Below are 24,614 nucleotides of genomic sequence, written 5' to 3'. Positions count from 1 at the left end.
CCTCCTCGACGACGCCGCCATGCTAACCCCGCTCCGGTACCCGGGTGCCGGAGGCTGAGAGCGGCTCACGCGTTCTGGCGATACACCGTCCGCGCGTAGTCGTGGTACGGAGCGGGGGCGACCGTCGCGCGGATGCGCACCTGGCGGTGGTCCGCGTCGACGCCGTCCTTGCGCGAGATCGGGTCCTCACCCCACACCACCTCGACCACTTCGCCGTCGCGGATGCCGGCGTCCAGGGTCGCGAGCGACATGTAGAGCTGGTCGTACGCCACGTAGCCGGCGTCCGTCGAGATCCCCACGCGCTCGCCGTCCTTCAGGATCTCGTCCATCTGGTACAGCCCGTACCGCGCTTTGGGGAAGTCGAGGTACTTCGCAGGAGTGCCCGGCTCGAGCTGCGAGCGCACGACCGCGGCGACGTCGTCGGCGTTCCAGATCAGCGTGACCTTGCGGCGGCGCTGGTTCTCGGCGTGCTTCTCGAGGGCCTCGCGCCCGTGGAAGTCGTGGTCGAAGCGCACCGAGCGGCCCAGTCCGATATCGAAGGGCGTCATGTAGAAGTCGTGGATGTCGGTCGAGTACAGCGATCCTCCGACCGAGCCGATGCGCGCCGCTGGGAGCCACTCGCGGTACTCGGCGAAGTCGTCGTCGAACACGGCGGGGAACGGCGTCGGCACCCAGCCCGACTCGAGCGGCGACGACGAGTACGCCTTCGCTCCGACGCGACGGATGCCGTGCTCCTCGCCCGCGTCCATGAGAGCCTGCAGCACGACCTCGCTGTCCTCCCACGGGCCGTAGAACTCGAAGCCGGGCTGCCCGGCCATGCCGTGGCGCAGCGCCTTCACGGGGCGGCCGGCGATGGTGACGTCGCCGATGTGGAAGAACTTGATCTCGGGCACCGGCCCGCCGAAGACCTTCTCCATCACGAGGTCGGCGTGCGGTCCCTGCAGCTCGTAGCGGTAGAACGTCGGCGGGCCCTGCCGCATGTGCGAGTTCGCCTCGAGGCGGTAGCGCACGTTCTTGCCGTCGGCCTCCGCCTTCTCGACGTTGTACCGCACCCAGTCGATGAGGATGTGGTGGCCGATGAGCACGACGCCCTCAGGCCCCTCGGAGTTGTAGAAGAGGATGCCGTCGCCGATGAGGTAGCCGTCCCTGTTCACCGAGATGAGCTGCTTCGCGACGCCGGGCCGGAAGGTCGCGAACGTGTTCGGCGAGATCGAGCTCAGCAGGGGGATGAGGTCGTCCCCGTCGAGGAACAGCTGCGTCATGTGGTGCGACTGGTCCATGAGCGCCACCGAGGTGTTCCAGGCGCGTTGCTCGTCGCGCCAGTTCGTGAACTCCGGCGCCACCGGGAACGTGAACGCCGGCCAGTTCTGGTTGCGCAGCAGCTCGACGGGGCTGCCGGCGCGTTCGATCGCCTCGGCGAGCGACTCGGGCTTGGTGTCCGTGATCGTGGTCATCGTCGACCCTCCTTCTTCGGATGCGGAAGCTGCGGTCAGCGTAAGAGCGCTCCAGCCGGTCCCGGCACGGGCATTCCGTTGAACGGAAACGGATGCTGCGCCCCCACGCGCCGCGCGCCAGCATCGTGTCGAAGGTCACGGTCGCGGAACTTCGCACCAAAATCGTTGACAATCTCGCCGCACATCCGTAGTTTCCCAAGCACGGGAGGACTCGACTCCCGGACCGACCACGACGACGCGACGACGCGAAAGGTGGGGCCATGGGCGCTCGGCTCGCAGTCCGCGACGTGAGCCTGCACTTCGGCGGTGTGAAGGTGCTCGAGGATGTGACCTTCACGGTCGAGCCCGGTCAGATCTTCGGTCTCGTCGGCCCCAACGGCGCCGGCAAGACGTCGCTCTTCAACTGCGTGAGCGGCCACTACCGCCCGAGCGCCGGCTCGATCACGATCGACGACGACGAGGTGCTCGGCTCGCCGCCGGCGACCCTCGCGCGGCATGGACTCGCGCGCACGTTCCAGCACCCTGCGCTGCAGCTGCGCGAGACCGTGCTCGAGAACGTGCTCCTCGGCGCGCACAGCCGCCTGCCCGGCGGACCGGCGGAGTGGTCGCTGCGGCTGCCCCGCACGACCCGCTCCGAGAAGGCGCTCCGGCAGGAGGCGCTCGACCTCCTCGAGGGCCACGGCCTCGGCTGGGCCGCCCGCACGAGGGCCGACGAGCTGTCGCACGGACTGCACAAGGGTGTCGAGCTCTGCCGCGCTCTGCTCATGAAGCCGCGGCTGCTGCTGCTCGACGAGCCGGCGGCGGGACTCCCGCACTCCGAGGTCGAGCAGCTGATCGAGACGGTGCGGCGCGTCCGCGACGACGACATCACCGTCGTCATCGTCGAGCACAACATGGGACTCATCTCCGCCCTCACCGATCGCGTCGTCGTGCTCGACCACGGCCGCAAGCTCATGGAGGGCTCGGCGGCCGAGGCACAGGCCGATTCTCGGGTCATCGAGGCGTACCTCGGAAAGGACGCGGTCGATGACGCTGCTTGAGCTCGCCGACGTCCGCGCCTTCTACGGGCGCGTGCAGGTGCTCGAGGGCGTCTCGCTCACGGTTCCGGATGGCGGCGCCGTCGGCATCCTCGGTGCGAACGGCGCGGGCAAGACGACCACGCTCCGCGCCGTCTCGGGCACGGTGCGCTCGACCGGCACGATCCGCTTCGACGGCAAGGACCTCAGGGGGCTGCGCCCCGACCAGGTCGCGGCGCTCGGCATCGCCCACGTTCCCGAGGGGCGAGGCACCCTCTCCGACCTGACGGTCCGCGAGAACCTGCGGGTCGGCGCGTATCGCCGCAAGGACGCCAAGGCCATCCGCGCCGACGTCGACTACTGCCTCGACCTCTTCCCGCAGCTGCAGGACCGCATCCGCTCCAACGGGTCGGCCCTCTCCGGCGGTGAGCAGCAGATGCTGGCCATCGCCCGCGCGATCATGGCCCGCCCGCGGCTGCTGCTCCTCGACGAGGCATCCCTCGGCCTCGCTCCCGGCACGGCGAAGACCGTGTACCAGGCGATCGGGCGGCTGCGCAGCGAGTCGGGGATCGCGATGGTAGTGGTCGAGCAGAACGCGAACCTCGCCTTCACCCTCGTCGACAGCGCGACCGTGCTCGAGACGGGGCGCAACGTCCTCACCGGCTCGACCGCGGAGCTCAAGGGCATGGACGAGATCCGCCGCGCATACCTGGGAGGCTGACGTGAACCCCGGCACCTTCATCCAGCTCGTGATCGACGGCCTCTCGACCGGATCGATCTACGCGGCCCTCGCGCTCGCGATCGTGCTCGTCAACCAGGCGACCGGCCTGATCAACTTCGCGCAGGGCGGCATGGCAGTGCTGTCGGCGTACATCGCGTGGGCCCTCAACGGGTTCGGCGTCCCCCTGGTGCTGGCGATCCTGGCCGCGATCGTGATCTCGTTCTTCATGGGCGCGCTCATCGAGCGCTACCTCATCCGCCGGTTCGAGCGCGGCGATCCCGATACCGCCGTGGTCGTGACCATCGGCCTGCTGACCTTCATCACCGGCCTCTGCGCCTGGATCTGGACGTACAACAACCGTCTGTTCCCGTCGCTGTTCCCGCTGGAGACGATCAGGATCGGGGGCGCGGTGATCAGCGTCCGCTCGCTCGGCACCATCATCGTGATCGTCGTCATCATGCTGCTCCTGCAGGCGCTGTTCCTCGGCACGAAGCTGGGCCTCGCCCTGCGGGCGGTCGCGATCAACCCGGGCTCGGCCGCGTTCTCGGGCATCAACGTCGGCCGCAACCTCATGGTGGGCTGGGGGCTCGCGGCGGTGCTGGGCGCCGTCGCCGGCGTCCTGGTCGCGCCGCAACTGACCCTCACCCCAGGGATGATGGACGGCGCACTCGTCTATGCGCTCGCCGCCTGCATCCTCGGCGGCCTCTCGAGCCCGATCGGCGTGGTCGTCGCGGCGTGGCTCATCGGGGTGCTCGAGAACCTCGCTGCCGTCTACGTCCCCTTCATCGGGCACGACCTCAAGATCGCCGTGCCGTTCATCCTCATCTTCGTCGTGCTCATCGTGCGGCCACAGGGCCTGTTCGGCCGGAAAGCGGTGGTGCGCGTCTGATGCCTTCGACCGCGGAGTTCTGGACGCGCCCCTGGGTGAAGTGGGCAGGGGTCGGCCTCGTCGTCGTGCTGCTCATCGTGGGGCCGCTCATCCTGCCGGAGTTCGCCAACCAGACGATCGCCCGCATCGGCGTCTTCGCGGTCGCCGTGCTCGGTCTCAACGTCGTGATGGGCTACACCGGCCAGGTCTCGCTGGGGCAGATCTTCTTCGTCGGCGTCGGCGCGTACGTCACGGCGTACGGCGTCAACCAGGACTGGAACATCGTCCTCGTGTTCGTGCTCGCGTGCATCGTGCCGGCCGTGTTCGGGCTTCTCGTCGCGCTCGCCGCGGCGCGCCTGGGCGGCCTCGCGATCGCGATGGTGACGATCGCCCTCCCGCTCGTGGGCCTGCCGCTCGCCAAGCGGCTGTCGGACTTCACCGGCGGGTCGCAGGGCACGTCGGCGCGCTTCTCGAGCGCCCCGGAGTGGACGGGCCTCTACGACGACCAGTGGCAGCTGTACATCGTGATCCTCATCGGCGGCATCACGTTCCTCCTCACCCGCAACCTCGTCCGCGGCAAGTACGGCCGGGCGTTCGCGATCGTGAAGAGCAACGAGGCGGTCGCCGCGTCGATGGGCGTCTCGCCTTACCGCTACAAAGTGCTGGCGTTCACGATCGCCTCCCTGATCGGCGGCGTGAGCGGCTTCCTCTACATGGTCGTGATCCAGTACACGTCGCCCGAGACCCTGCACTTCGGCCACTCCATCGAGCTGCTCGCCTCGATGGTCATCGGCGGAGCCGGCAGCATCATCGGCTCGCTCCTCGGCGGCGCCTGGTACGTGCTGCTGCCGCAGATCACCAACCTCATCGACCCCAACATCACGGCGATGCTCCAGGGCGCGATCCTCCTCGTCGTGCTGTTCATCCTCCCCGGGGGCCTGGTGTCGCTGCCGCGGCTGTGGCGCCGCCGCCGCCGCGATGCCGGCACGGGGCGCGGACCGGCCGGCGGAGCGATGCAGTCGGATGCCGCTGCGACCGTCACCGGATCCTCGACCGTCGGCGACGCGCTGGGATCCCCTTCGACGCCATCTCCCCCACCCCCTACGACGCAGTCGTAAACCACACAGAGAGGCAGGACCCATGAGCACGAATCGCAGAAGGATGCGCGTCGCCTCGGTCGTCGCGGGAATCGGCATCGTCGCCGTGCTCGCTGCCGGCTGCGCGCGCGGCGGCGGCTCGCCGGACAGCACGGAGGACGGCGGCGCCGCGGCGAGTCCCGGCATCACCGACGACTCCATCACCCTCGGCATCACCACTCCGCTGTCGGGACCCACGGCCGGCCCCGGCACCTGCACGGTCGCCGGCATCACGGCCTACTTCGGTGCCAAGAATGCCGACGGCGGCGTCGAGTTCGGCGACGGGCAGACCCGCACCGTCGAGATCGAGGCGCTCGACGACGAGTACGACCCGCAGAAGGCCAAGGCCAACTACGACCAGCTCAAGAGCAGCGTGTTCGCGATGACCGCCGGCCTCGGCACGCCCACCAACCGGGCGTGGCTCGACGCGGCGATCGCCGACGAGGTGCCGCAGGTGCTGATCATGACGGGAGACCCCATCTTCAGCAACCAGGAGGAGAGCCCGTGGCAGCTCGGCTTCGTGCCGATCTACCAGAACGAGGGCGAGGCCTTCGGCGAGCTGCTGGCGGGATCGAGCGAGAACCACAAGGTCGCGATCCTGTCGCAGAACGACGACTACGGCGAGGGCTACGTCGAAGGCTTCAAGACGGCCATCGAGGGTGCCGACAACATCGAGGTCGTCAAGGAGCTCACCTACGAGGCCACCGACACGTCGGTCGACGCGCAGCTCACCGAGCTCGCCGGCTCGGGCGCGGACGTGTTCTTCAACGCCATGTCGATCACGCCGCTCGTGATCTCGTCGCTGCAGAAGACGCAGGAGCTGGGCTGGCTGCCCTCGTGGTTCCTGCCGTCGAACACGTCGAGCCCGAGTGCGATCCTCGAGCCCGGTGGCGCAGCCGCGTTCCCCGGCGTGTACACGGTCGCGTTCGCCCAGTCGGCGGCCGCGCCGACGTTCGCCGAGAGCGAGGAGGGTGCCGCCTTCCTCGAGCAGCTCAAGGAGTACGCGAACTACCCCGACGTGCCCGCGTTCCCGCACTGCGTCTGGTCGTACCAGATCGGCGCGACGCTGGAAGAGGTGTTCGGCAACATGACCGAGCCCACGCGCGAGAACTTCATGGAGGCGCTGCGCGACGTGTCGGGCTTCACTGCTCCGCTGATGCTCGAGGGCTCCACCGTCGACACCACCGTCGATGGCCAGCCCGCGGTCTCGACCGTGCAGGTGCAGAAGTACAACGGCAAGGGCTACGCCCCGGCCACCAGCTGGGGCGAATGACCTGAGCGCTGCGAGGGGGTGGGCGGAAGCATCCGTCCGCCCCTTGCGGTCTGCCGGATCTCCTGATCCGGGAGACGGATGCCTCGTCCCGGGTCTCCTACTCCATGCCGTGGAGCACCTCGACGATGCCCGAGAGGTGGGCGCGCGTCGTGGCTTCGGCGGCGTCGGGGTCCTTGGCGAGGATCGCGTCGATGATCGCGATGTGCTCGGGCGCCGACGTCGCGGCGCGACCGGGGTGGAAGGCGAGCCGGAACTGGTGGCGGGCGGACTGTGCGCGCAGGCGCTCCAGCAGCTGCGTCGCGGTGCCGTGGCGGCTCAGGTCGCGGATGCGGCGGTCGAGCTCCTGGTTGAGGCGCGAGTACGCCATGAGGTCGCCCGAGCCGATCGCGCTCTCGATGTCGGCGCGGAGCGCCCGGAGCTCGTCGGCGTCGGCCGGCGTGAGGTTCTCGGCGGCCTTGCGGGCACACAGCGTCTCGAGGCCGATGCGCACCTCGACGATCTCGATCGCCTCGTCGACGGTGATCGCCCGCACACGCGCGCCGCGGTTGGGGAGGCGCTCGACGAGCCCTTCGCCGGCGAGGTTCAGCAGCGCCGTGCGCACGGAGGCCCGCGAAGCGCCGTAGCGCTCGCTGAGATCGGCCTCGATGAGGCGCTGGTGCGGCGCGAACTGCGCGTCGAGGATCGCCTCGCGGATCACCTGCGTCAGGTCGGGACGCTCTGCGGTCTCGTCGTCGCTCAGCACTGCAGCATCCGTCATATCGGCCAACCCCCTTCGGCGCCTTCGTCCGTGCACTGACACTATCTCGCGAGCGGCCGATCGTCGCAAGAATCTCATACGAAATCCGCGCGAAAATCGTCGACAATCTTGATTCACCCGCATGGGAGAGGCACGCTGGGAGAGGTGTCGATCCGCGCCGACCCGAGGCGGATCACGTTGGACAACACGGAGAGGTGGGCGTTCCATGGGCGAGACGGCGATGGGGACTTCGGTCCGGACGGGCCTGTTCATCGGAGGTGAGGAGCGGTTCACCGATGATGTGCTGACGATCGTCGATCCCGGCAAGCCGGGCGCGATCGTGGGCGAGGCGGCGGCCGCGACGGAATCGGATGTGAAGGATGCCGTCGCCGCGGCGAAGAAGGCCTTCCCGGCGTGGGCGGCGCTCACGCCGCAGGAACGCGCGGCTGCGATGGCCGACGCGATCGCCGGGATCGCCGACGACCGCGACGAGGACGCCGCCGTCCTGTCGCAGGAGAACGGCAAGATCCGGATGGAGGCCTGGATCGACGCGCTCGTGTTCGAGATCCGCTGGAACCTCGCGCTCATGCTGGCGGACGAGGTGGACGCGTCCAAGACGCTGCCGCCCATCCCCGGCGCGATCCCGGTGTCGACCGACGTGACGTACCAGCCGCTGGGCGTCGTGACCGTGATCGTTCCCTTCAACTGGCCGATCGCGATCCTCGGAGCGGCGCTGCCCCACGCCCTGCTGGCCGGCAACACCGCGATCGTGAAGCCGCCGCCCTCGGCGCCGCTCGCGACGACACGCGTGGTGCAGCGTGTGGCTGAGAAGCTGCCGCCCGGCGTGCTCAACGTCGTGACCGGTCGCGACCAGGACATGGCCGGACTCATCCAGAGCCCTGACATCGCGAAGGTCTGCTTCACCGGCAGCGTCAACGGCGGCAAGCGGATCATGGAGATGGCGTCGAAGACCCTCACCCGTGTCACCTTGGAGCTGGGCGGGAACGACGCGGCGGTGTTCCTCGAGGACGCGATCCTCGACGACGCGCACCTCGACCGCCTCTACGCCGCGATCTACGACACGACCGGCCAGATCTGCATGAACGCCAAGCGCGTCTTCGTGCACCGCTCGCGCCTGGACGAGCTGGTCGCCGGGCTCACGTCACGCCTCGAGGCGGCGCGGCTCGGCTACGGCCTCGACGAGGGCACCACGATGGGACCGCTGCACCAGCCGGCGCAGAAGGCGTTCGTCGACGAGATCATCCAGGAGGCGAAGGATGCCGGCGCCGACGTCCGCGAGTTCGGTTCGCTGCCCGAGGGCGATCTGGCGGGCGGAAACTTCGTGCGCCCGGCCATCGTCGTCGACCCCGCGCTCGAGCTGCGCGTCGTGACGCAGGAGCAGTTCGGCCCGGTGATCCCGGTGATCCCGTTCGACGACGAGGCCGAAGCCGTGCGCCTCGCCAACGACACCTGGGGCGGCCTGTGCGGCTCCGTGTGGACGGGCTCGCCCGAGGCAGCGCAGCGGGTCGGCTCGCAGCTCGAGTGCGGCTATGTGTGGGTCAACGACCACGGCGCGACCCGACTCGACCTGCGCGCCCCATTCGGCGGCATGAAGCAGTCGGGCTTCGGCCGGGAGCAGGGGATCGAGGGCGTGCGTGCCTTCCAGGACACCCGCTCCATCGCGACGCTCGACCCGGAGGTGCTCGCCTCGATGGCCCACTGACGACAGCACCAGCGAAGGGGCAGCTCTGCGCACGGCGCGCGGAGATCTGCCCTTTCGCCATTCCTGGATGCTTCCGACGGAATCGTTGACGTCGCCGCGCTGATCCCAGTAGCTTCTCAGAATATCAACCAAATTGATATTCCGCTCGTAATAGTGCGAGCGCCCCCGTGCGAAGACGCAACCGAAGGGAAGAAGCTCATGATCAGAGGCGCTGCCTCCTCACGCAGGCTGACGGCGGTGATCGCTGCCACCGCGGTCGTCGCATCCGGAGTGCTGCTCAGTGCTCCGTCGGCGACCGCGGACGACACGCGGGTGATCGCGGGTCAGCTGGACGACTCCACGGCGTACCGGTTCCTCGTGCCCAACGACTGGAACGGCACCGTCTTCGTCGATCTCGACTTCGCGTCGCGGGCGACGGTCGGTGCGCATGTGCAGCGCCTGCTCGAGGACGGCGCTGCCTACGGCGGCACGACCAGGACCGTGACCGGCTGGGACATCGCCTCGGCGATCGACAACCAGGTGGAGGCGCTCGACCGGTTCGCTGACGAAGCCGGCGAACCGGGCCGGGCCATCGCGATGGGAAGCTCGATGGGAGGCTTCGTCGCCGCAGGCGTGGCGCAACGGCACCCGTCCGCCGTCGACGGAGTGGTGTCGATGTGCGGCGGGCTGTCTGGATCGGTGTCGCAGTGGAACCAGAAGCTCGACACCGTGTTCGTCCTGTCGCACCTGCTCGATCCGACGAAGACCCTGCCCGTGGTGGGCATCCCGGCCGACGTGAGCGGCGCGGTCGCGGGATGGCAGGCTCTCCTGGCGCGAGCCCAGGAGACACCCGAAGGCCGGGCGCGGATCGCGCTCGCCGCGGCGATCGGTCAGCTGCCCGCATATGCGCAGTCGGCGCCGCGGCCCGCGGCCCATCAGACCGCGGCCTACCAGGCCGGGTGGTACGGCGCGCTCTCCGGTGACGCGCTCCCCTACATCGGTCAGGCCATGAGCAGCCGCCGCAGCATCGAGGCGGTCGTCGCCGGGAACCCCTCGTGGAACACCGGGGTCGACTACGCGGAGCAGCTGCGCACGGCGAGCCCGGAGGCGCGCCGCGTCGTCGAGCGGCTCTATCGCGAGGCCGGGCTCTCGCTCGCAGCCGATCTGTCGACGGTGAACACCGCCGACCGGATCGCGGCCGACCCGGGCGCGGTGGAGCGGTTCGCCGCGGGCACCGAGTTCGACGGCAGTCTGAGCGTGCCGGTCGTCGCGATGAGCAACATCGGCGATCAGATCTCCACGGTCGCCCAGCAGAACGAGTACGACACAGAGGTTCGCAGGGCCGGAACTCAGGATCTGCTGCGTCAGGTGTACGTCGAGTCGGCCGGCCACTGCGCCTTCACCGCCGCCGAGCAGTTGGCGGCGGTCGAGCTCCTCTTCCAGAGGCTGGACACGGCCGACTGGTCGAACGGTGAGAAGCCGAAGCGGATGAACGCATCGGCCGAGGCTCTGGGGCTGGGCGACAGCCGGTTCATCGCCTTCGAGCCCGATCGGTTCAATCGTCCGTATACGCTCGTCGAGCCCGCCCAGCCCGAGAAGGAGGATGCGATGTGGACCGGCGCGCTCGCCAATGGCACGCCCTACAACATCCACCTGCCCGGCGACTGGAACGGCGTGCTGGTTCTCGACCCCGACCTCCGGCGGCCCACGGATGCCCGCGTCCGATGGCTGGTAGAGCAGGGATACGCTGCCGCGACCCGCGCGCGTGACATCACGGACTGGGACGTCGCGGCGGGCTCCGCCGACCTGATGGAGCTGAAGGGCATCTTCGTCGAGAAGGCCGGCGCCGATCCGGAGATCACGATCGTCGCGGGAGGCTCGCTCGGCGGGCTGGTCACGCGCGACACGGTCGACGAGTACGGAACCCTCATCGACGGGGCCGTTCCGATGTGCGGCGGCGGTGCCGGCCTCGTCGGCATGTGGAACCACCGGCTCGACGCGACCTTCGTCCTCGACGTGCTCGTCGGTGCGACGCCGATCGAGCTCACCCGCATCACCGATCAGGCCGCCGCCGACGCAGCCCTCGCAGCGCTCGTCGAAGAGGCGTCGTCGACGCCTGAGGGGCGGGCGCGGCTGGCGCTGGCCGGTGCGATCGGCGGGGTCTCGGGGTGGCCGGCCGGGGAGCCGGAACCGGCGCCGGGGGACGCGGAGACCCGGGTGGCGACCATGGGCAGCAGCATCGCGCTGATGCTGCTGCGCCGCTCCGTACTGGAGGCCATCGCGGGAGGCAGCATCTCGTGGAACGTCGGCGTCGACTACCGCGCCCAGTTCGAGGACTCGGGCCAGCACGACCTGGTGCGCAGGCTCTACGCCCAGGCCGGCGTCGACCTCGACGCCGACCTGGCGGCGCTGGCCGAGGCGCCCCGCGTCACGGCCGATGCTGCGGCCGTCGAGTGGGCGCGGTCCGGCGGCGTCTATGACGGCGTGCTGGACGTGCCCGTCCTCGATCTCTACACCGCCACCGATCCTCGGGCGGCGCTGAGCGAGATGCGCGCATACGAGTCGGCCGTCGCGGCGGCCGGCAGTGCCGGCATGCTGCGGCAGGCCGTCGTCGATCGGTCCGGTCACTGCTCCTTCATCACTGCCGAGTACGCCGCGGCGATCGATGTCGTGGTGGAGCGGGTCCGGACCGGGGAGTGGAGCAAGACCACGCCCGCGGCGCTGAACTCTCGCGCACAGCGGTTGCAGGAGGCGTCGGAGGTCGACCTCGGCCGGGCGGAGTTCACCGCGGTGCATCGCGTCCCCGCGTTCCCGCGCGAGTTCACGGCGGGCACGACGGCCCCGGCGGGCGCCGTGGGGTAGTCGTCGGCGATGAGGAGGGGCGGCGCAGCGATCCTGCGCCGCCCCTTCGGCGTGTTGCGTCCCGGTGCGGCCTTGACCCCAGCGGGCGGCGTCCGGTGCCCGCTCAGGATTGTGGTGGAAATTGATAGTTGAGAAATTCAACCATCAACTTTTATGATGTTATTGCGGCCTCACGAGACGCCGCTCTCCTGCACAACGATGTGGAGTCCCCATGCGTACCAGCACTGCCGTAGCCATTCCCCTCGTCGCGATCGCACTCCTCGCCGGCTGCTCGGCGTCCCCGGCGCCCGCGTCCGATCAGGAGGAGGCGGCCGCGGCCGAAGCTCCCCTGTACGACCAGCTTCCCGAAGCGATCAAGGACGCCGGCGTCATCAAGATCGCCGGCGACACCCACCCGCCCTACCGGACGATCGAAGAGGGCGGCGAGATCACCGGCATCGACCCCGAGCTCCAGGCCGCCCTGTCGGAGCAGCTCGGCGTGCCGTTCGAGATCCTCACGTCGTCGGGCCTGGACGCGATGCTCACCGGCATGCTCTCGGGTCGTTACGACGCCTTCAACGGCCCGGTGCGCACCACGCCTGAGCGCGAGGCCGACTTCGACGCCGTTGTCTGGATGACCACGCGCACCTCCTACGTCTACCTCGACGAGCGCGCCGACGAGCTGGATGACCCCGAGGCCGTGTGCGGCGCCCGGGTCGCCGGGGTGACCGGCTCGGTGACCGAGAGTCAGCTCGTGCGGTACAACGAGTGGTGCGAGGCGGAAGGCCTCGACCCGGCCGAGTTCATCGGCCTCGAGGACAGCAACGCCACGTTCCTCGCGGTGAACTCCGACCGCGCGGACTATGCCGGCACGACGCAGTCGGCGGCCATCGACCTGCAGGCGTCGGACCCCGACCGCTACGGCTACCTCATCCAGTCCGACGAGCAGGGCGCAGGCGTCGATCAGCTCGCCCTGTTCATGCCGAAGGGCAACGGCCTCGCCGAGCCGATGCTCGCGGCCTTCGAGGGGATCTTCGAGAACGGCGAATACGCGCGGATCATGTCCGAGTGGGGCATCGAGGATGCCGCCGTCGAGGCTCCCGTGCTCAACCCGATGACGAGCGAGTGAGGCGGCGGCCATGACCGATCTCCGGACACAGCCCGTGCGCAACCCGTTCGCGGACCGCACGGTCGACGTCGCGAACGCGCGACGCCGGATCCATCCCTGGCGCGTGGTGGTCGGCGCTCTGCTGGTCCTGGTGAGCGCGCAGATCGTGATGTTCTTGGTCACGAACGAGCGCTTCGAGTGGCCGGTCGTGGCGGAGTACCTGTTCAACCCCACCGTTCTGCTGGGCCTCGGCATGTCGCTCATGCTCACGGCTGTCGGCATGGTGCTCGGATCGATCCTCGGCACGGCGCTCGCCGCGGGGCAGCTCAGCGAGTTCGCCCCGCTGCGGTGGGCGTGCATCGTCTTCGTCGGTGTTTTCCGCGGTGTCCCGCCACTGGTGCAGCTGATCTTCTGGTACAACCTCGCCTACCTGCTGCCACGGCTGGCGGTCGGCGTGCCGTTCGGGCCCGAGCTCTTCAGCTGGCCCACGAACGACCTCATCACGCCTCTCACCGCGGCGATCATCGGACTGTCGCTCCACGAGGCGGCGTATATGGCCGAGATCATCCGCGCCGGGATCCTGTCGGTGGACTCGGGGCAGCGCGATGCGGCGGCGGCCATGGGCTTCAGCCGCTGGCACTCGTTCACACGGGTGGTGCTGCCCCAAGCGATGCGCGTCATCATTCCGCCCACCGGTTCGCAGGTGATCGCACTCATGAAGGGCACGTCGCTCGTGAGCGTCATCGCGATGGGCGATCTCCTGCACTCCGTCCAGGTGATCTACAACCGCACCTACGAAGTCGTGCCCATGCTCATCGTCGCCGTCATCTGGTACCTCGTCGTGGTGACCGCGCTCACCCTGGTGCAGCGCCGCGTGGAGCGGCACTTCAGCCGAGGGATGTCGCGGGCAACGGTCGCGCGACGGACCGTCGAACGAGCGGAGGCGACAGCATGAACGCCCAGGTGAACAACTCGCTGACGCCGGTGCTGCAGGTCGTGGGCCTGCGGAAGTCCTATGGCGATCACCTCGCACTCGACGGCGTCGACTTCGAGGTCCACGCCCGCGAGGTCGTCGCCGTGCTCGGTCCCTCCGGCTCGGGCAAGTCCACGCTCGTCCGATGCATCGACCAGCTGGAGTCGATCCAGGGCGGTGCGATGTATCTCGACGGCGAGCTCCTCGGCTACGAGCGCCACCGTGACGGCATCCGTCCGCTGACCGATGCCGATGTGCAGCGCCAGCGCCGGCGGATGGGAATGGTGTTCCAGCAGTTCAACCTCTTCCCGCACTGGACTGTGCTGCGCAACATCACCGAGGCGCCCGTCAAGGTGCACGGGGTGCCGCCAGCTGAGGCGAAGGAGCGGGCCATGGAGCTGCTGGCCCGCGTCGGGCTGGCCGACAAGGCGAACGCCCACCCGCGCCAGCTCTCGGGCGGTCAGCAGCAGCGCGTTGCGATCGCCCGCGCCGTCGCGACGCGGCCGCGGATCCTCCTGTTCGACGAGCCCACCAGCTCTCTCGACCCGGAGCTCGTCGACGAGGTCCTGCAGGTGATGAAGGATCTCGCCGAGACCGGGATGACGATGATCGTCGTCACCCACGAGCTGGAGTTCGCCCGGCATGTCGCCGACCGCTGCGTGTTCATGGCCGACGGTCAGGTCATCGAGGACCGCCCCTCCGCGGACTTCTTCGACCGCCCCGAGTCCACGAGGCTGCGCACGTTCCTGACGCGCACCTCGGCGGCTCCGGCGGGCGGGCTCGCGTGATTACGATTCACGCCGTGGGCGACCTCGTCCTCGAGCGCGACGACGCGCGGCCGCTCCTCGAACCCGCTGCCGACGTGCTGCGCGCGGCCGACCTGGTGATCGGCCACCTCGAGATCCCGCACGTCGAGTCGGGCGTGGTTCAGACCACGGACGTCCCCGCGCTGCCCGGGCCGCCGTCAGCCCTGGACGCGCTGTCGGACGCGGGGTTCGGCATCCTGACCCTCGCGGGCAACCACGTCTACGACTTCGGCGCCGAGGGCATGCGCGAGACGGCGCGCCATTGCGAGGAGCGCGGCATCCGGACGACGGGCACCGGCGAGACGATCGACGAGGCGTTCGCGCCCGCGATCGCCGACATCGACGGCACCCGGATCGCCGTGCTCAGCGTCAACTGCGTCGGGCCGCGCGAGAGCCGGGCGACGACGCTCAAGCCCGGCGCGGCGTACGTGGACGTCATCACGCACTACGAGCCCCGCAACGCGAACCCCGGCGGACCCCCGCGCGTGGACACGTTCGCGGAGCCGTCGAGCCTTCGCCGCTTCGCGAGGGCGGTGACGGATGCTGCGACCGCCGCCGACGTCGTCATCGTGGCCCTGCACAAGGGTCTGGTGCATGTGCCCGTCGAGATCGCCGCGTACGAGACGGAGATCGCGCACGCCGCTGTGGATGCCGGGGCGGCGGCCGTCCTCGGCCACCACGCCCACATCTTCAAGGGCGTCGAGATCTACCGAGGGCGACCGATCTTCCACGGGCTGGGGAACTTCGCCACCGTGACCGCGGCGCTGTCCGCGGCTCCGGGCGACGCACCCGAAAGAGAGGCGTGGGCGCGCCAGCGGCAGCGGCTGTTCGGCTTCTCGCCGGACCCCACAATGCCCGACTACCCGTTCCACCCTGAGAGTCGACACACGGCGATCGCCGTGCTGACACTGGGCGCCGCCGGCATCGAGGCGGGACTCATCCCGTGCTGGATCGACGACGACGCGCGACCGGTGCCCGCCGGCCGGACACCGCGCGGCGAACAGGTTGCGGCCTATCTGCAGCGCATCACCGGCGAAGCCGGATTCGACACGGAACTCCACTGGGCCGGCGATCGCCTCGTCGCCCGGACGAAGGAAGATTGACATGAGCACGACCGATGGACCCCTTGCCGGCAAGACCGTGATCGACCTGACCACCGCGCTCGCCGGCCCATACGCGACGCTGCTGCTGGCGAGCCTCGGCGCACGGGTGATCAAGGTCGAGAACCCGGCCCGCGGCGGCGACTCCTCGCGCAACAACTCCCCGTACGTCACCGCGGACGGCCTGCAGATGCGGCGGACCGGGCCCGACGACATGTCGGTGTCGATGATGGCGCGCGGCCGCGGAAAGGAGAGCGTCACCCTCAACCTCAAGCACCCCGAGAGCCGTAGCGTCTTCTTCGACCTCGTCCGCCACGCCGATATCGTCGTCGAGAATTACAGCGCCGGGGTCACACGGCGGCTCGGCATCGACTACGCGGCCGTCCAGCAGGTCAACCCGAGGATCGTGTACACCTCCATCAGCGGGTTCGGAGCGCAGGGCGTATCCGGTGAGGGCAAGGCGATGGACACCATCATCCAGGCGCTGAGCGGGGTGATGATGACCGCGGGAGAGCCAGGAGACGCACCCATCCGGTTCGGGCTGCCGATCGGCGACCTGGTTGCACCGCTCTTCGCCGTGATCGGCACGCTGGCCGCCGTGATGGACGCGGAGGCGACCGGCGAGGGACAGCACGTCGACGTCTCGATGCTCGGCAGTCTCACGTCGCTCGTCGCCTGCGAGCCCTTCGACGCGCTGGAGTCGGTCGGCTTCCCCCTGCGCACCGGCGCGGTGGTGCCGCGTCTCGCGCCGTTCGGGACCTTCCAGTCCGCGGACGGCTGGTTCGCCATCTGCGCGCCGACGGATCAGTTCGCCGAGGGCACGCTCGCGGCGATGGACAACGGCCACCTCGCCGACGACCCGCGCTTCTCGTCGCGCGACGCGCGCGTCTCGCACGCCGATGCGCTGCACGGCATGATCGCGGAGTGGGCCGCTACGCGGTCCTCCGCCGAAGTGCTGTCGGCGCTCGAACGCAACGGTGTGCCGGCAGCGCCCGTGCGCGACACGGCGACCGCGGTCCGCGACGACATCGTGACCAGCCGGCGCGAGGTGGTGCCGCTCGTGCACCCTCGGTTCGGGCACTTCGAGGGGCTCTACGGCAGCGGCCTGCCGGTCGTCTTCTCCCGGAGTTCCGCCGACCTCTCGCGGCCGGCCCCGGGCCTCGGCGAGCACACCCGCGACGTACTCGCGGAGCTGCTGGGATACGACGAGGAGCGGGTCGAGGCGCTGCGCCGGGACGGCGTGCTGTGAGCAGCGTGCCGGTGGTGGCGATCGTCGGGAACGACGTGCCCCGTCAGCTCGTTCTCGGTGCCGGCGCCATAGCGTATCGCCTCACCGGCTCGTGGCGGGGGCCGATCGATCCGGCTGCCGCCCAGCTGCTGGGCGCTGTCGATGCCCCGGCCGCGCGGATCCTCACGGAGCTGACGGCCGGACGCGTCGAGTGCGACGCTCTCATCGTGTCCGCCGACAGCCAGGCGCACGTCCGCCTCTTCTACGTGCTGCGCGCGATCGCGCCGCACCTGGCAATGCACCTCCTCGATCTGCCGCATGCGGAATCCAGCGCCGCACGCCGGTTCGCGCACGTCCAGCTCGAGAGCCTCACGACCTTCCTCACGGGGGTGAGCGGTCGGCCCGCCGACATCGCGTCGCTGACCGCGGCGGCGCAGGCGGAGCGCGAACTGGGGCGCTCGATCGCGCGCCTGCGCGACCGCCGCCGCGCCGTTCCGCCGCGCTGCAGCGGCACAGTGGCGCTCGAGGCGATGATCGCGGCCAGCCGGCTGACGCTGTCCGACGCGGTCGCCCGCGTGGATGGGGCGCGGTCGGACGTGGCGGCCTCTGCCACGCGCATCCACGTCACGGGATCGGATCACCCGGATGCCGATCTCTACCGCGAGCTCGAAGAGCAGGCGTGCGTCGTGGTGAGCGAAGACCACGACACCGGGGACGCTGCGTGGCTGGGCGCGGCCGCCGATGGCGCCGATGTCGACGAGGTCCTGGAGAATCTGCTCGATCAGCACTTCGCCCGGGTCGGGGGATCGGCCACCGCCTCGAGCGCGGCCCGCGCGCGGCTCACCCGCGACGCCGTGGTGCAGAGCCGTGCCGAGCGGGTCGTCGGAATCATCCGCGATCTCGACGAGGCCCCGGCCTGGGACGTCGCCGACCAGGCCGCACTCCTCGCGGGGATCGAGGTGCCGTTCCGCGTGCGGACGCGCGTGGCGCCCGGCGGCGAGGGCGACGCCGTCGGTGGGCTGGTCCATGCGCCGGCGGGAGAGGCGGTTTCGGCATGAGCGCGCCGACCGCCGCCCCCGAGCGACTCCCGAGCGCCGCAGCGGCCACCGCCCATCAGCGCGAGTGGTTCGGCGGTCTGGTCGAGAGGGTCCGCGGCGGCGAGGCGCTCGCTCTGGCGAACGCGGACGCGCCGCACGAGGTTCTGCGCGCGCTGGATGTCCCGTACGTCGTGAACCAGTGGTGGTCGTCGATCATCTCGGCGAAGCGTGCCGGTCCGGCGAGCCTTCGCGCCGTCGCGGCGGCCGGTCTGCCGGACTATAGCCGTCAGTACGACGTGCTGCCGCTTGGGGCCCAGGGCCTGCTCGCAGAGGACGCTCCCTGGGGCGGGCTGCCTGCGCCGCGCTTCGCCATCGCGGAGCGCGGCGGCGACGTCACGCACAAGATCTTCGAGCAGTGGGGCCGCCGTCCTGGCACCGAGACGTTCCTGCTCTCGCGCACGGCCGCCGACCCGGCGCCGGAGGGCTGGTGGGACCTCGTGACGCACCGCTGGGAGGAGGTGTTCGGCTCGCCCCGGATCGACCTGCTCCAGGGCGAGATCGAGGACCTCATCACCTGGCTCGAGGCGCGGCTGGACCGCCGGCTTGACCGCGACCGGCTGGCCGACGTCATGGCCCTGGCGAACGAGCAGGCGGAGTGGAACAGGCGCACCCGCGACCTGCTCGCGTCGGCGCGCCCGCTGCCGGTGCCGGTGACCGACATCATCCCGAGCGTCATGGTGCCGCAGTGGCACCGGGGGACGCGATGGGCGGTGGAGGCGGCGGAGCGCCTCCACGACGATGTCGCCCGCCGCATCGACGCCCGAGCCGCGGTGGCGCCGCGCGAGCGGCGACGGCTGATGTGGATCGGGCGCGGGCTGTGGTCGGACCTCGACATGTATCGCTCGTTCCAGGAGGAGTTCGACGCGGTGTTCGTGTGGTCGATGTATCTGGCGATCGCCGCCGACGGGTATGCGCGCTACGGCGAAGACCCCGTCCGCGCGCTGGCGGCGCGCTTCGTCGGCCTGACCGACCTGCTCTACGTGCCGCCGATGTCGTCGTCCTGGTACGTCAAAGAAGCCCTCGCCCACGGTGTGGACGGCGTCGTGCACCTCGTCGCTGACGACACGCCCGGCGGGGCCCTGATCTCGGCGGCGCTCGAGGATCGCGGCATCCCGGTCCTCGAGATCCGCGGCAGCAATGCCGACGCCCGGGCGACGGCGTCGGTGCGCGATCGCATCGCTGCGTTCCTGCGCGACCGCGTGCCCGCGAGCGCGTGACCCGGTGACCGCGGGGGGAGTGTTCCAGCCGTTCGCGAATGGCAGGTTCTCGCTCTACTTCACCGGTCAGGTCGTGTCGAACACCGGCACGTGGTTCCAGAACCTCGCGCTCTCACTCGTCGTGCTCGATGCGACGGGGAGTGCGCGCGCCCTCAGTGGCGTGACCGTCGCCCAGTTCCTGCCGCTGCTGCTGCTGAGCATCCCGGCGGGCCGGGTGGCCGACCGCGTGCGCCCGCGCACGATCTTGTTGATCACCTCGCTGCTGTCGGCGGTCATCGTCGGGACGCTGGCGGCGGTGACGCTGCTACCGGGAGTACCGGTCGGCGCGCTGTACGCCCTGGTGGCGGCGCTCGGCACCGTGCACACCTTCGACCGCGTCGCGGCCCAGAGCATCATCTTCGAGCTCGTCGGTCCTGGCGAGCTCAGTCGCGCGGTGTCGCTGAGCACCATCGCGCTCGCCTCTGCGAGGTCGATCGGCCCAGGCTTGGCCGGCGTCGCGTTCCAGGGACTCGGCGCGACCGCGTGCATGCTCATCAATGCGCTCTCGTTCCTTCTTGTCTTCGTGTCGATCGCGCTCATCCGCCCGTCCGCGCTGCACCCGCGCGAGGTCCGCAGCCGCGCCGGTGCGGACGACGACTACCGCGTGCGCCAGGACAGCCCCCTGGTCACGCTGCTCGTCGTGAACGCGGTCGTGGCGCTGCTCGCGCTCAACCTGATGCTGGTGCTGACCTCCACCGTGGCGCTGACATTCGACGGGGACGCGACGGCCGTCGGCCTCGCGCACACCCTCAACGCAGTCGGCGCGATCCTCGGTGGAATCCTCGCCGCATCGCGCGCGCACGTCGCGGTGCGCTCGCTCACCGCCGCCTGTGCCGGACTGGGACTCGCGCTGCTGGCCAACGCGGCCGCGCCGACACTGCCCGTCTTCCTCGCCCTCGGACCCCTGCTCGGACTAGGCGTGGGGTACTACCAGGGCATCCTCAACGCCGCCGCGCAGGTCAGCGTGCCGCCGCGGCACATCGGGCGGACGATGTCGCTCGTCACACTCGGCAACTACGGCATGGTGCCGTTCGGGGCACTCCTGATGGGCTGGGTGATCGATGAATCCGGAGGGCGGACCGCCCTCGCAATCGGCGGGACCGCGGCGCTCGCCTGCTCGGTGTTCGTGCTGCTACGGCTCGGCCGCGCGTGGTCGGCCTAGGCAGGCGTCATGCCGGAGCCGTTGCTCGGGCGGCGTCGGCGTGCGACGGCGTCGGCTTCGGCGTCCTTGTCTCCGAAGTAGCCCCCGGCGAGCACCTCGGCAGCGTGTTCGAGGATCTCCGCCAGCGAGTCGCCCAGCTCGGGCCCGATCGCCTCCGCGAGGCGCTCCTCGCGCTGGCGGATCTCGCGTTCGCACTCCGCCAGTCGCGTCCAGCCGACCTCGCTCAGCCGGACGAGCCTCACCCGCCGATTGGTCGGATGCTCCACCCGCTCGATCAGCTCGGACGCGAGCAGCTCACCCGACACCACGTGCGCGGCCTGCGAGCTGACGAACGTCCGGCGGGCGATCTGGGCGTTGGAGAGCGGCACACCCTCGCCGAGCACCTGCAGGATCAGCAGCTGCGGGAGGGTCACGCCGTACGCGAGGGCGCTGTTCTCCGCGGCCCGGTTCAGGGCGCGGGCCAGGCGGTACGCGGTGTAGTTGAGCCGGTCGGTCGCGGGAGTACCTCGGGGGTCTCGACTGATGTCCGGCACGTCTTCAGCTTAGGTGTCGATCCTCGCCCCATCGGCGCCGGTGGGATGATGTCACGCATGACTCTCGCCGAGGACGGTGCCGGCCCGCCGGAGATCCGCCGGGTATCCCCCGTCCGCCAGGTGCTCACCGTCTTCGGCGACTACTGGTGGCGCGTCGAGGAGCCGCTTCCGACGGGTGCGCTCGTCACCGCCCTGACCGACCTCGGACTCAAGGAGGCGGCCGCGCGGGCGACGTTGGCGCGGATGGTGCGGGGCGGCTTGCTGGCCGCCGAGCGCACGGGCCGGCGGACGACCCACAGTCTCACGCCGCGGGCTTCCGATATCGTCGAAGAGGAGGGCGCTTGGCTCGAGTCGTTCGGTCTCATCGAGCCCTCGTGGGACGGGCTGTGGACGGTCCTGGCGTTCTCCATCCCGGAATCCGAGCGGTCGTCCCGGCATCTCGCGCGGTCCCGGCTCCGTTGGCTGGGGTTCGCGCCACTGTACGACGGCGTGTGGGTGTCCCCGCGCGATCGCGCCGACGCGGCGATGTCCGAGCTTCGCGACCTGGGTGTCGGCGACGTCACCGCCATGCGCGCCACCCTCCAGACGACGATCGTCGGGGGCGCGCAGTCGGCGTGGAACCTCGATGACATCGCCGCGGAGTATCGACGGTTCGCCGCCGCGATGGCGTCGGAGCAGCCGGACGCGCCCGTGGCGGCGTTCACGGAGCGCATGCGGCTCATGCTGGGCTGGCAGGGGTTCCGCCTGCTGGACACCGGGATGCCGGCCGAACTGGTGCCGGGCGACTGGCCTCGTGCGGCCACCCGTCGTGCGTGGGCGTTGCGCTACAACCAGCTCGGGGACGCCGCAGAGAGTCGCATCCGTGCGGTCGTCGGCGAGATCGACGCGGATCTCGCGCAACGGGTGACGCGACGTCGGATGACGGAGGACCCCAACACTTAATCTTTCGTTGACGAGCGTCACCACGAGTTCTACTCTGTCGCGTAGGCGGCAGCGACGATGCTGCGCCATGACGACGACGTCCACGGAGGGTGCAATGAAGAGATCCAGAACCGGGCCGCTCGCGATGGGAGTGGTCGCCTCGGCGGGCCTGATCCTCGCCGGCCTGACCTTGCCGACCGCGGTCAGCGCCGCGCAGCCGGTCACGATCGAGGTCGAGTCGGGGCGCGCCGACAGCGTCTCCGGCGGCGACGCACTGGTCTCGGTCGCCGGCGCCCGTGAAGATTTCCGCATCGCGTCAGCGGGTGTCGACGTGACCGATGCGTTCCGCCCGGTCGAAGGGCGCCTGATCGGTCTGGTCGAGGGCCTTCCGGTCGGCGTCAGCGAGATCCAGGTCACGAAGAAGAACGGTCAGGTCCAGGCCGCGCTCGAGGTCGAGAACCACCCCATCACCGGACCGGTGTTCTCCGGACCGCAGCATCCGATGTACTGCACGGCCGCCGGCCCGGCCTGGAACCTCGGCCCCGTCGACGCGGACTGCCACGTCGCTGCTCCCGCGGTCAGCTACCGCTACCGCACGACGGCCGGGCAGTTCGCGAACTACCCGACCGACGGGTCGACCCCGGCGAATCTCGCGACGACGACCGTCGCCGGCGCCACCGTCCCGTACATCGTGCGCGTCGAGCGCGGCACCATCAACCGCGCCGTGTACGAGACCGCCGTCCTCCACGTGCCGGGCAGCGCCGAGCCGACGCCGTGGGCGGACACCCCGGGCTGGAACGGCAAGCTCGTCTACACCTTCGGCGGCGCGTGCGGCGTCGGGTACTGGCAGGGCACCAGCACCGGCGGCGTGCAGAACGACCTGTTCCTCAGCCGCGGGTACGCCGTCGCCTCCGCGACGTTCAACGTCTACGCGCAGAACTGCAACGACGTCACGAGCGCCGAGACCGCGATGATGGTCAAGGAGCACGTCGTCGAGCAGCTCGGACCCATCGATTACACGATCGGCTCGGGCGGATCCGCGGGCACCATGCAGCAGCTGCTGCTGGCCAACAACTACCCCGGCATCCTCGACGGCCTGCTGGGCGAGATCGGGTACCCGGACGAGCGGTCGACCACGATCGGCGGCCACGACTGCCGGGCGCTCCTCAACTACTGGAACTCGCCCACCGGCGCCGGCTGGACGAACTCCCAGAAGGTCGCGGTCACCGGCCACGCGGTTCCCGGCACGTGCAACGGCTTCACGTTCTTCGACGGCGTGGACGACCCCACCCGCGGCTGCAACGCCGCGATCCCCGTCGCAGACCGCTGGTCGCCCAGCAACCCGGGAGGGCTCCGCTGCACGATCGCGGACATGGTCAAGAACGTCTACGGGACGGATGCCGAGGGCCGTGGCCTGCGCGTGGAACCCGACAACGTCGGCGTGCAGTACGGCTGGAACGCCCTGCAGAGCGGGGCGATCACCGTCGAGCAGTTCGTGTCGCTCAACGAGCAGGTCGGTGGCATGGGTGTCGACGGCAACCGCACCGCTGCGCGTTCCGAAGCGAGCGTCGACGCGATCCAGCGGGCATACGCCACCGGGCGCATCAACATGATGACGGGCGGTCTGGCGTGGACACCCGTGATCGAGATCCGCAACTACACCGATCTGACGGGCGACTTCCACGAGCGCTACCGCTCGGCGATCATCCGCGAGCGCATGCTCGCGGCGTACGGGGATGCCGGCACTCACGTCAACTGGACGGGCGCCAACATCGGAGCCAACACGAATCAGATGCGGGTGGCCGCGCTCGACAAGCTCGAGGACTGGCTCGACGCGATCGAGGCGGCGGGCGGGCCCGGCGACCGCGCGCGCACCGTCGCCGCACGTCCGGCGGACCTCGTCGACGGCTGCTACGACGCGCAGATGGTGTTCATCGCCGAGCCGCTCGACTACGACGACCCGTCGACGGCGTGCAACACGCTGTACCCCTACCACTCGCAGCCGCGGGCGGAGGCGGGCATGCCGCTCATCGCGGACGGTCTGAAGTGCGCGCTGACGGAGCCGGCCCGGGCGAGCTATCCGGCGATGACCGATGCGCAGTGGGCGCGACTGCTCGCGACGTTCCCGTCGGGCGTCTGCGACTGGGACGAGCGTCCGCAGGGCTACACGGCGCTCGAGGGCACGTGGCTCGACTTCGGGAGCACGGAGGCCATGGCCGCCGCACCACCCGCGGTCGCGGGCACGCCGCGTGTCGGCGAGGTCCTGACCGCCCAGGTCGAGGCGCCCGGAGCGGCGGGAGTCGCCTACCAGTGGATCGCGGACGGCGCGCCGATCTCCGGTGCGACCGAGGCGTCGTTCAGCCCCACAGCCGACCTCGTCGGAGCGCAGCTCCGGGTGAGGGTGACGGTGTCGGGCGATGATCGCGTCTCGCAGACGCTGCTCTCCGCCGAGACGCAGAAGGTGAAGAAGGCGCCGGGCAAGCCCTGACCCTCGCCCCGCGTCCCCCGGACTGACCCCATCGGTCCGGGGGACGCGGCATTCACGCCGGGACGCCGGAGGCCGGAGCCGCTCCGCCCGCTCCGCCCCCTCCGCCCGCCCCGCCCGCCCCTCACCGCGGGTCCAGACCGCGAGAGTGCACCGGGTGGACGAGAGTGTGGGTGCTTCCCACCCTCTCGTCCACCC

At 70.3% G+C, this 24,614-nt stretch carries 20 protein-coding genes; 17 read left to right on the top strand and 3 right to left on the bottom strand.

All coding sequences use genetic code 11. From position 1 onward, the window contains the following. Window positions 1-65: 65 nt before the first annotated feature. Complete coding sequence (locus tag ACFQ7C_RS18595) at window positions 66-1,454, bottom strand: aminomethyl transferase family protein (RefSeq protein ID WP_378904803.1); 1,389 nt, start codon at window positions 1,452-1,454, stop codon at window positions 66-68. 260 nt (window positions 1,455-1,714) lie between these two features. Here ACFQ7C_RS18595 and ACFQ7C_RS18590 point away from each other — a divergent pair, with 260 nt between their 5' ends. Genes ACFQ7C_RS18590 through ACFQ7C_RS18570 form a run of 5 tightly spaced genes read left to right on the top strand, consistent with a single transcriptional unit; the run spans window position 1,715 to window position 6,468 of the window. Continuing rightward, window positions 1,715-2,494, top strand: a complete 780-nt coding sequence (locus ACFQ7C_RS18590) for an ABC transporter ATP-binding protein (RefSeq protein WP_378904800.1) — start codon at window positions 1,715-1,717, stop codon at window positions 2,492-2,494. Beyond that, window positions 2,481-3,191 carry an ABC transporter ATP-binding protein gene (locus tag ACFQ7C_RS18585; protein ID WP_378904797.1) on the top strand — a complete coding sequence of 237 codons (711 nt, stop codon included), beginning with the start codon at window positions 2,481-2,483 and terminating at the stop codon, window positions 3,189-3,191. The genes ACFQ7C_RS18590 and ACFQ7C_RS18585 overlap by 14 nt, the downstream gene beginning before the upstream one ends. Before the next feature lies 1 nt (window position 3,192). After that, window positions 3,193-4,080 carry a branched-chain amino acid ABC transporter permease gene (locus ACFQ7C_RS18580; protein WP_378904794.1) on the top strand — a complete coding sequence of 296 codons (888 nt, stop codon included), beginning with the start codon at window positions 3,193-3,195 and terminating at the stop codon, window positions 4,078-4,080. After that, window positions 4,080-5,177: a branched-chain amino acid ABC transporter permease gene (locus tag ACFQ7C_RS18575; RefSeq protein ID WP_378904791.1), complete on the top strand. Its 1,098-nt coding sequence runs from the start codon at window positions 4,080-4,082 to the stop codon at window positions 5,175-5,177. The genes ACFQ7C_RS18580 and ACFQ7C_RS18575 overlap by 1 nt, the downstream gene beginning before the upstream one ends. Window positions 5,178-5,199: 22 nt before the next feature. Next, entirely contained in the window at window positions 5,200-6,468 is a 1,269-nt protein-coding gene (locus ACFQ7C_RS18570; RefSeq protein ID WP_378904788.1) for an ABC transporter substrate-binding protein, read from the top strand. A 97-nt stretch (window positions 6,469-6,565) separates the two neighbouring features. Here the strand turns inward: ACFQ7C_RS18570 and ACFQ7C_RS18565 are convergent, their stop codons facing one another. Next, on the bottom strand, window positions 6,566-7,225 hold the full coding sequence (locus ACFQ7C_RS18565) for a GntR family transcriptional regulator (protein ID WP_378904785.1): 660 nt from the start codon (window positions 7,223-7,225) through the stop codon (window positions 6,566-6,568). A gap of 220 nt (window positions 7,226-7,445) precedes the next feature. Between ACFQ7C_RS18565 and ACFQ7C_RS18560 the strand changes: the two genes are divergently transcribed. From ACFQ7C_RS18560 to ACFQ7C_RS18515, 10 genes are all read left to right on the top strand, one after another. Next, window positions 7,446-8,927, top strand: coding sequence for an aldehyde dehydrogenase family protein (locus tag ACFQ7C_RS18560; protein ID WP_378904782.1), 1,482 nt, complete (start codon window positions 7,446-7,448; stop codon window positions 8,925-8,927). Window positions 8,928-9,164: 237 nt separating this feature from the next. Continuing rightward, window positions 9,165-11,768 carry an alpha/beta fold hydrolase gene (locus tag ACFQ7C_RS18555; RefSeq protein WP_378904779.1) on the top strand — a complete coding sequence of 868 codons (2,604 nt, stop codon included), beginning with the start codon at window positions 9,165-9,167 and terminating at the stop codon, window positions 11,766-11,768. A 211-nt stretch (window positions 11,769-11,979) separates the two neighbouring features. Then, window positions 11,980-12,876, top strand: a complete 897-nt coding sequence (locus ACFQ7C_RS18550; RefSeq protein ID WP_378904775.1) for a transporter substrate-binding domain-containing protein — start codon at window positions 11,980-11,982, stop codon at window positions 12,874-12,876. A gap of 10 nt (window positions 12,877-12,886) precedes the next feature. Next, the gene (locus ACFQ7C_RS18545) at window positions 12,887-13,810 is read left to right on the top strand and encodes an amino acid ABC transporter permease (RefSeq protein WP_378904772.1); all 924 of its coding nucleotides are present in this window, start codon (window positions 12,887-12,889) and stop codon (window positions 13,808-13,810) included. Continuing rightward, window positions 13,807-14,616 (top strand): amino acid ABC transporter ATP-binding protein, encoded by an 810-nt coding sequence (locus ACFQ7C_RS18540; RefSeq protein ID WP_378904769.1) that lies wholly within the window; start codon window positions 13,807-13,809, stop codon window positions 14,614-14,616. The genes ACFQ7C_RS18545 and ACFQ7C_RS18540 overlap by 4 nt, the downstream gene beginning before the upstream one ends. A gap of 14 nt (window positions 14,617-14,630) precedes the next feature. Continuing rightward, a complete protein-coding gene (locus ACFQ7C_RS18535; protein ID WP_378904766.1) occupies window positions 14,631-15,737 on the top strand; it encodes a CapA family protein in 1,107 nt (368 codons plus the stop codon). Between the two features lies 1 nt (window position 15,738). Further along, complete coding sequence (locus ACFQ7C_RS18530; RefSeq protein ID WP_378904763.1) at window positions 15,739-16,983, top strand: CaiB/BaiF CoA transferase family protein; 1,245 nt, start codon at window positions 15,739-15,741, stop codon at window positions 16,981-16,983. Next, on the top strand, window positions 16,980-18,020 hold the full coding sequence (locus ACFQ7C_RS18525) for a 2-hydroxyacyl-CoA dehydratase (RefSeq protein WP_378904760.1): 1,041 nt from the start codon (window positions 16,980-16,982) through the stop codon (window positions 18,018-18,020). The genes ACFQ7C_RS18530 and ACFQ7C_RS18525 overlap by 4 nt, the downstream gene beginning before the upstream one ends. Further along, entirely contained in the window at window positions 18,017-19,276 is a 1,260-nt protein-coding gene (locus tag ACFQ7C_RS18520; RefSeq protein WP_378904757.1) for a 2-hydroxyacyl-CoA dehydratase, read from the top strand. Before ACFQ7C_RS18525 ends, ACFQ7C_RS18520 begins: the two co-directional genes overlap by 4 nt. Window positions 19,277-19,280: 4 nt before the next feature. Beyond that, window positions 19,281-20,477 carry an MFS transporter gene (locus ACFQ7C_RS18515; RefSeq protein ID WP_378904754.1) on the top strand — a complete coding sequence of 399 codons (1,197 nt, stop codon included), beginning with the start codon at window positions 19,281-19,283 and terminating at the stop codon, window positions 20,475-20,477. Here ACFQ7C_RS18515 and ACFQ7C_RS18510 read toward each other — a convergent pair. Beyond that, window positions 20,474-21,010 carry a MarR family winged helix-turn-helix transcriptional regulator gene (locus tag ACFQ7C_RS18510; RefSeq protein ID WP_378904751.1) on the bottom strand — a complete coding sequence of 179 codons (537 nt, stop codon included), beginning with the start codon at window positions 21,008-21,010 and terminating at the stop codon, window positions 20,474-20,476. The two genes, ACFQ7C_RS18515 and ACFQ7C_RS18510, sit on opposite strands and share 4 nt — an antisense overlap. A 57-nt stretch (window positions 21,011-21,067) precedes the next feature. On the opposite strand from ACFQ7C_RS18510, the gene ACFQ7C_RS18505 reads away from it, so the two are divergent. Both ACFQ7C_RS18505 and ACFQ7C_RS18500 read left to right on the top strand, forming a co-directional pair. Continuing rightward, the gene (locus ACFQ7C_RS18505; RefSeq protein WP_378904748.1) at window positions 21,068-21,952 is read left to right on the top strand and encodes a PaaX family transcriptional regulator C-terminal domain-containing protein; all 885 of its coding nucleotides are present in this window, start codon (window positions 21,068-21,070) and stop codon (window positions 21,950-21,952) included. A gap of 94 nt (window positions 21,953-22,046) precedes the next feature. Further along, complete coding sequence (locus ACFQ7C_RS18500) at window positions 22,047-24,419, top strand: DUF6351 family protein (RefSeq protein WP_378904745.1); 2,373 nt, start codon at window positions 22,047-22,049, stop codon at window positions 24,417-24,419. The last annotated feature ends 195 nt before the right edge of the window (window positions 24,420-24,614 follow it).

This window comes from Microbacterium sp. NPDC056569 (assembly GCF_042793475.1).
Classification (GTDB): domain Bacteria; phylum Actinomycetota; class Actinomycetes; order Actinomycetales; family Microbacteriaceae; genus Microbacterium.
Note: the sequence above shows the minus strand (reverse complement) of the source record. Positions and strands in the feature narration are given on the sequence as shown.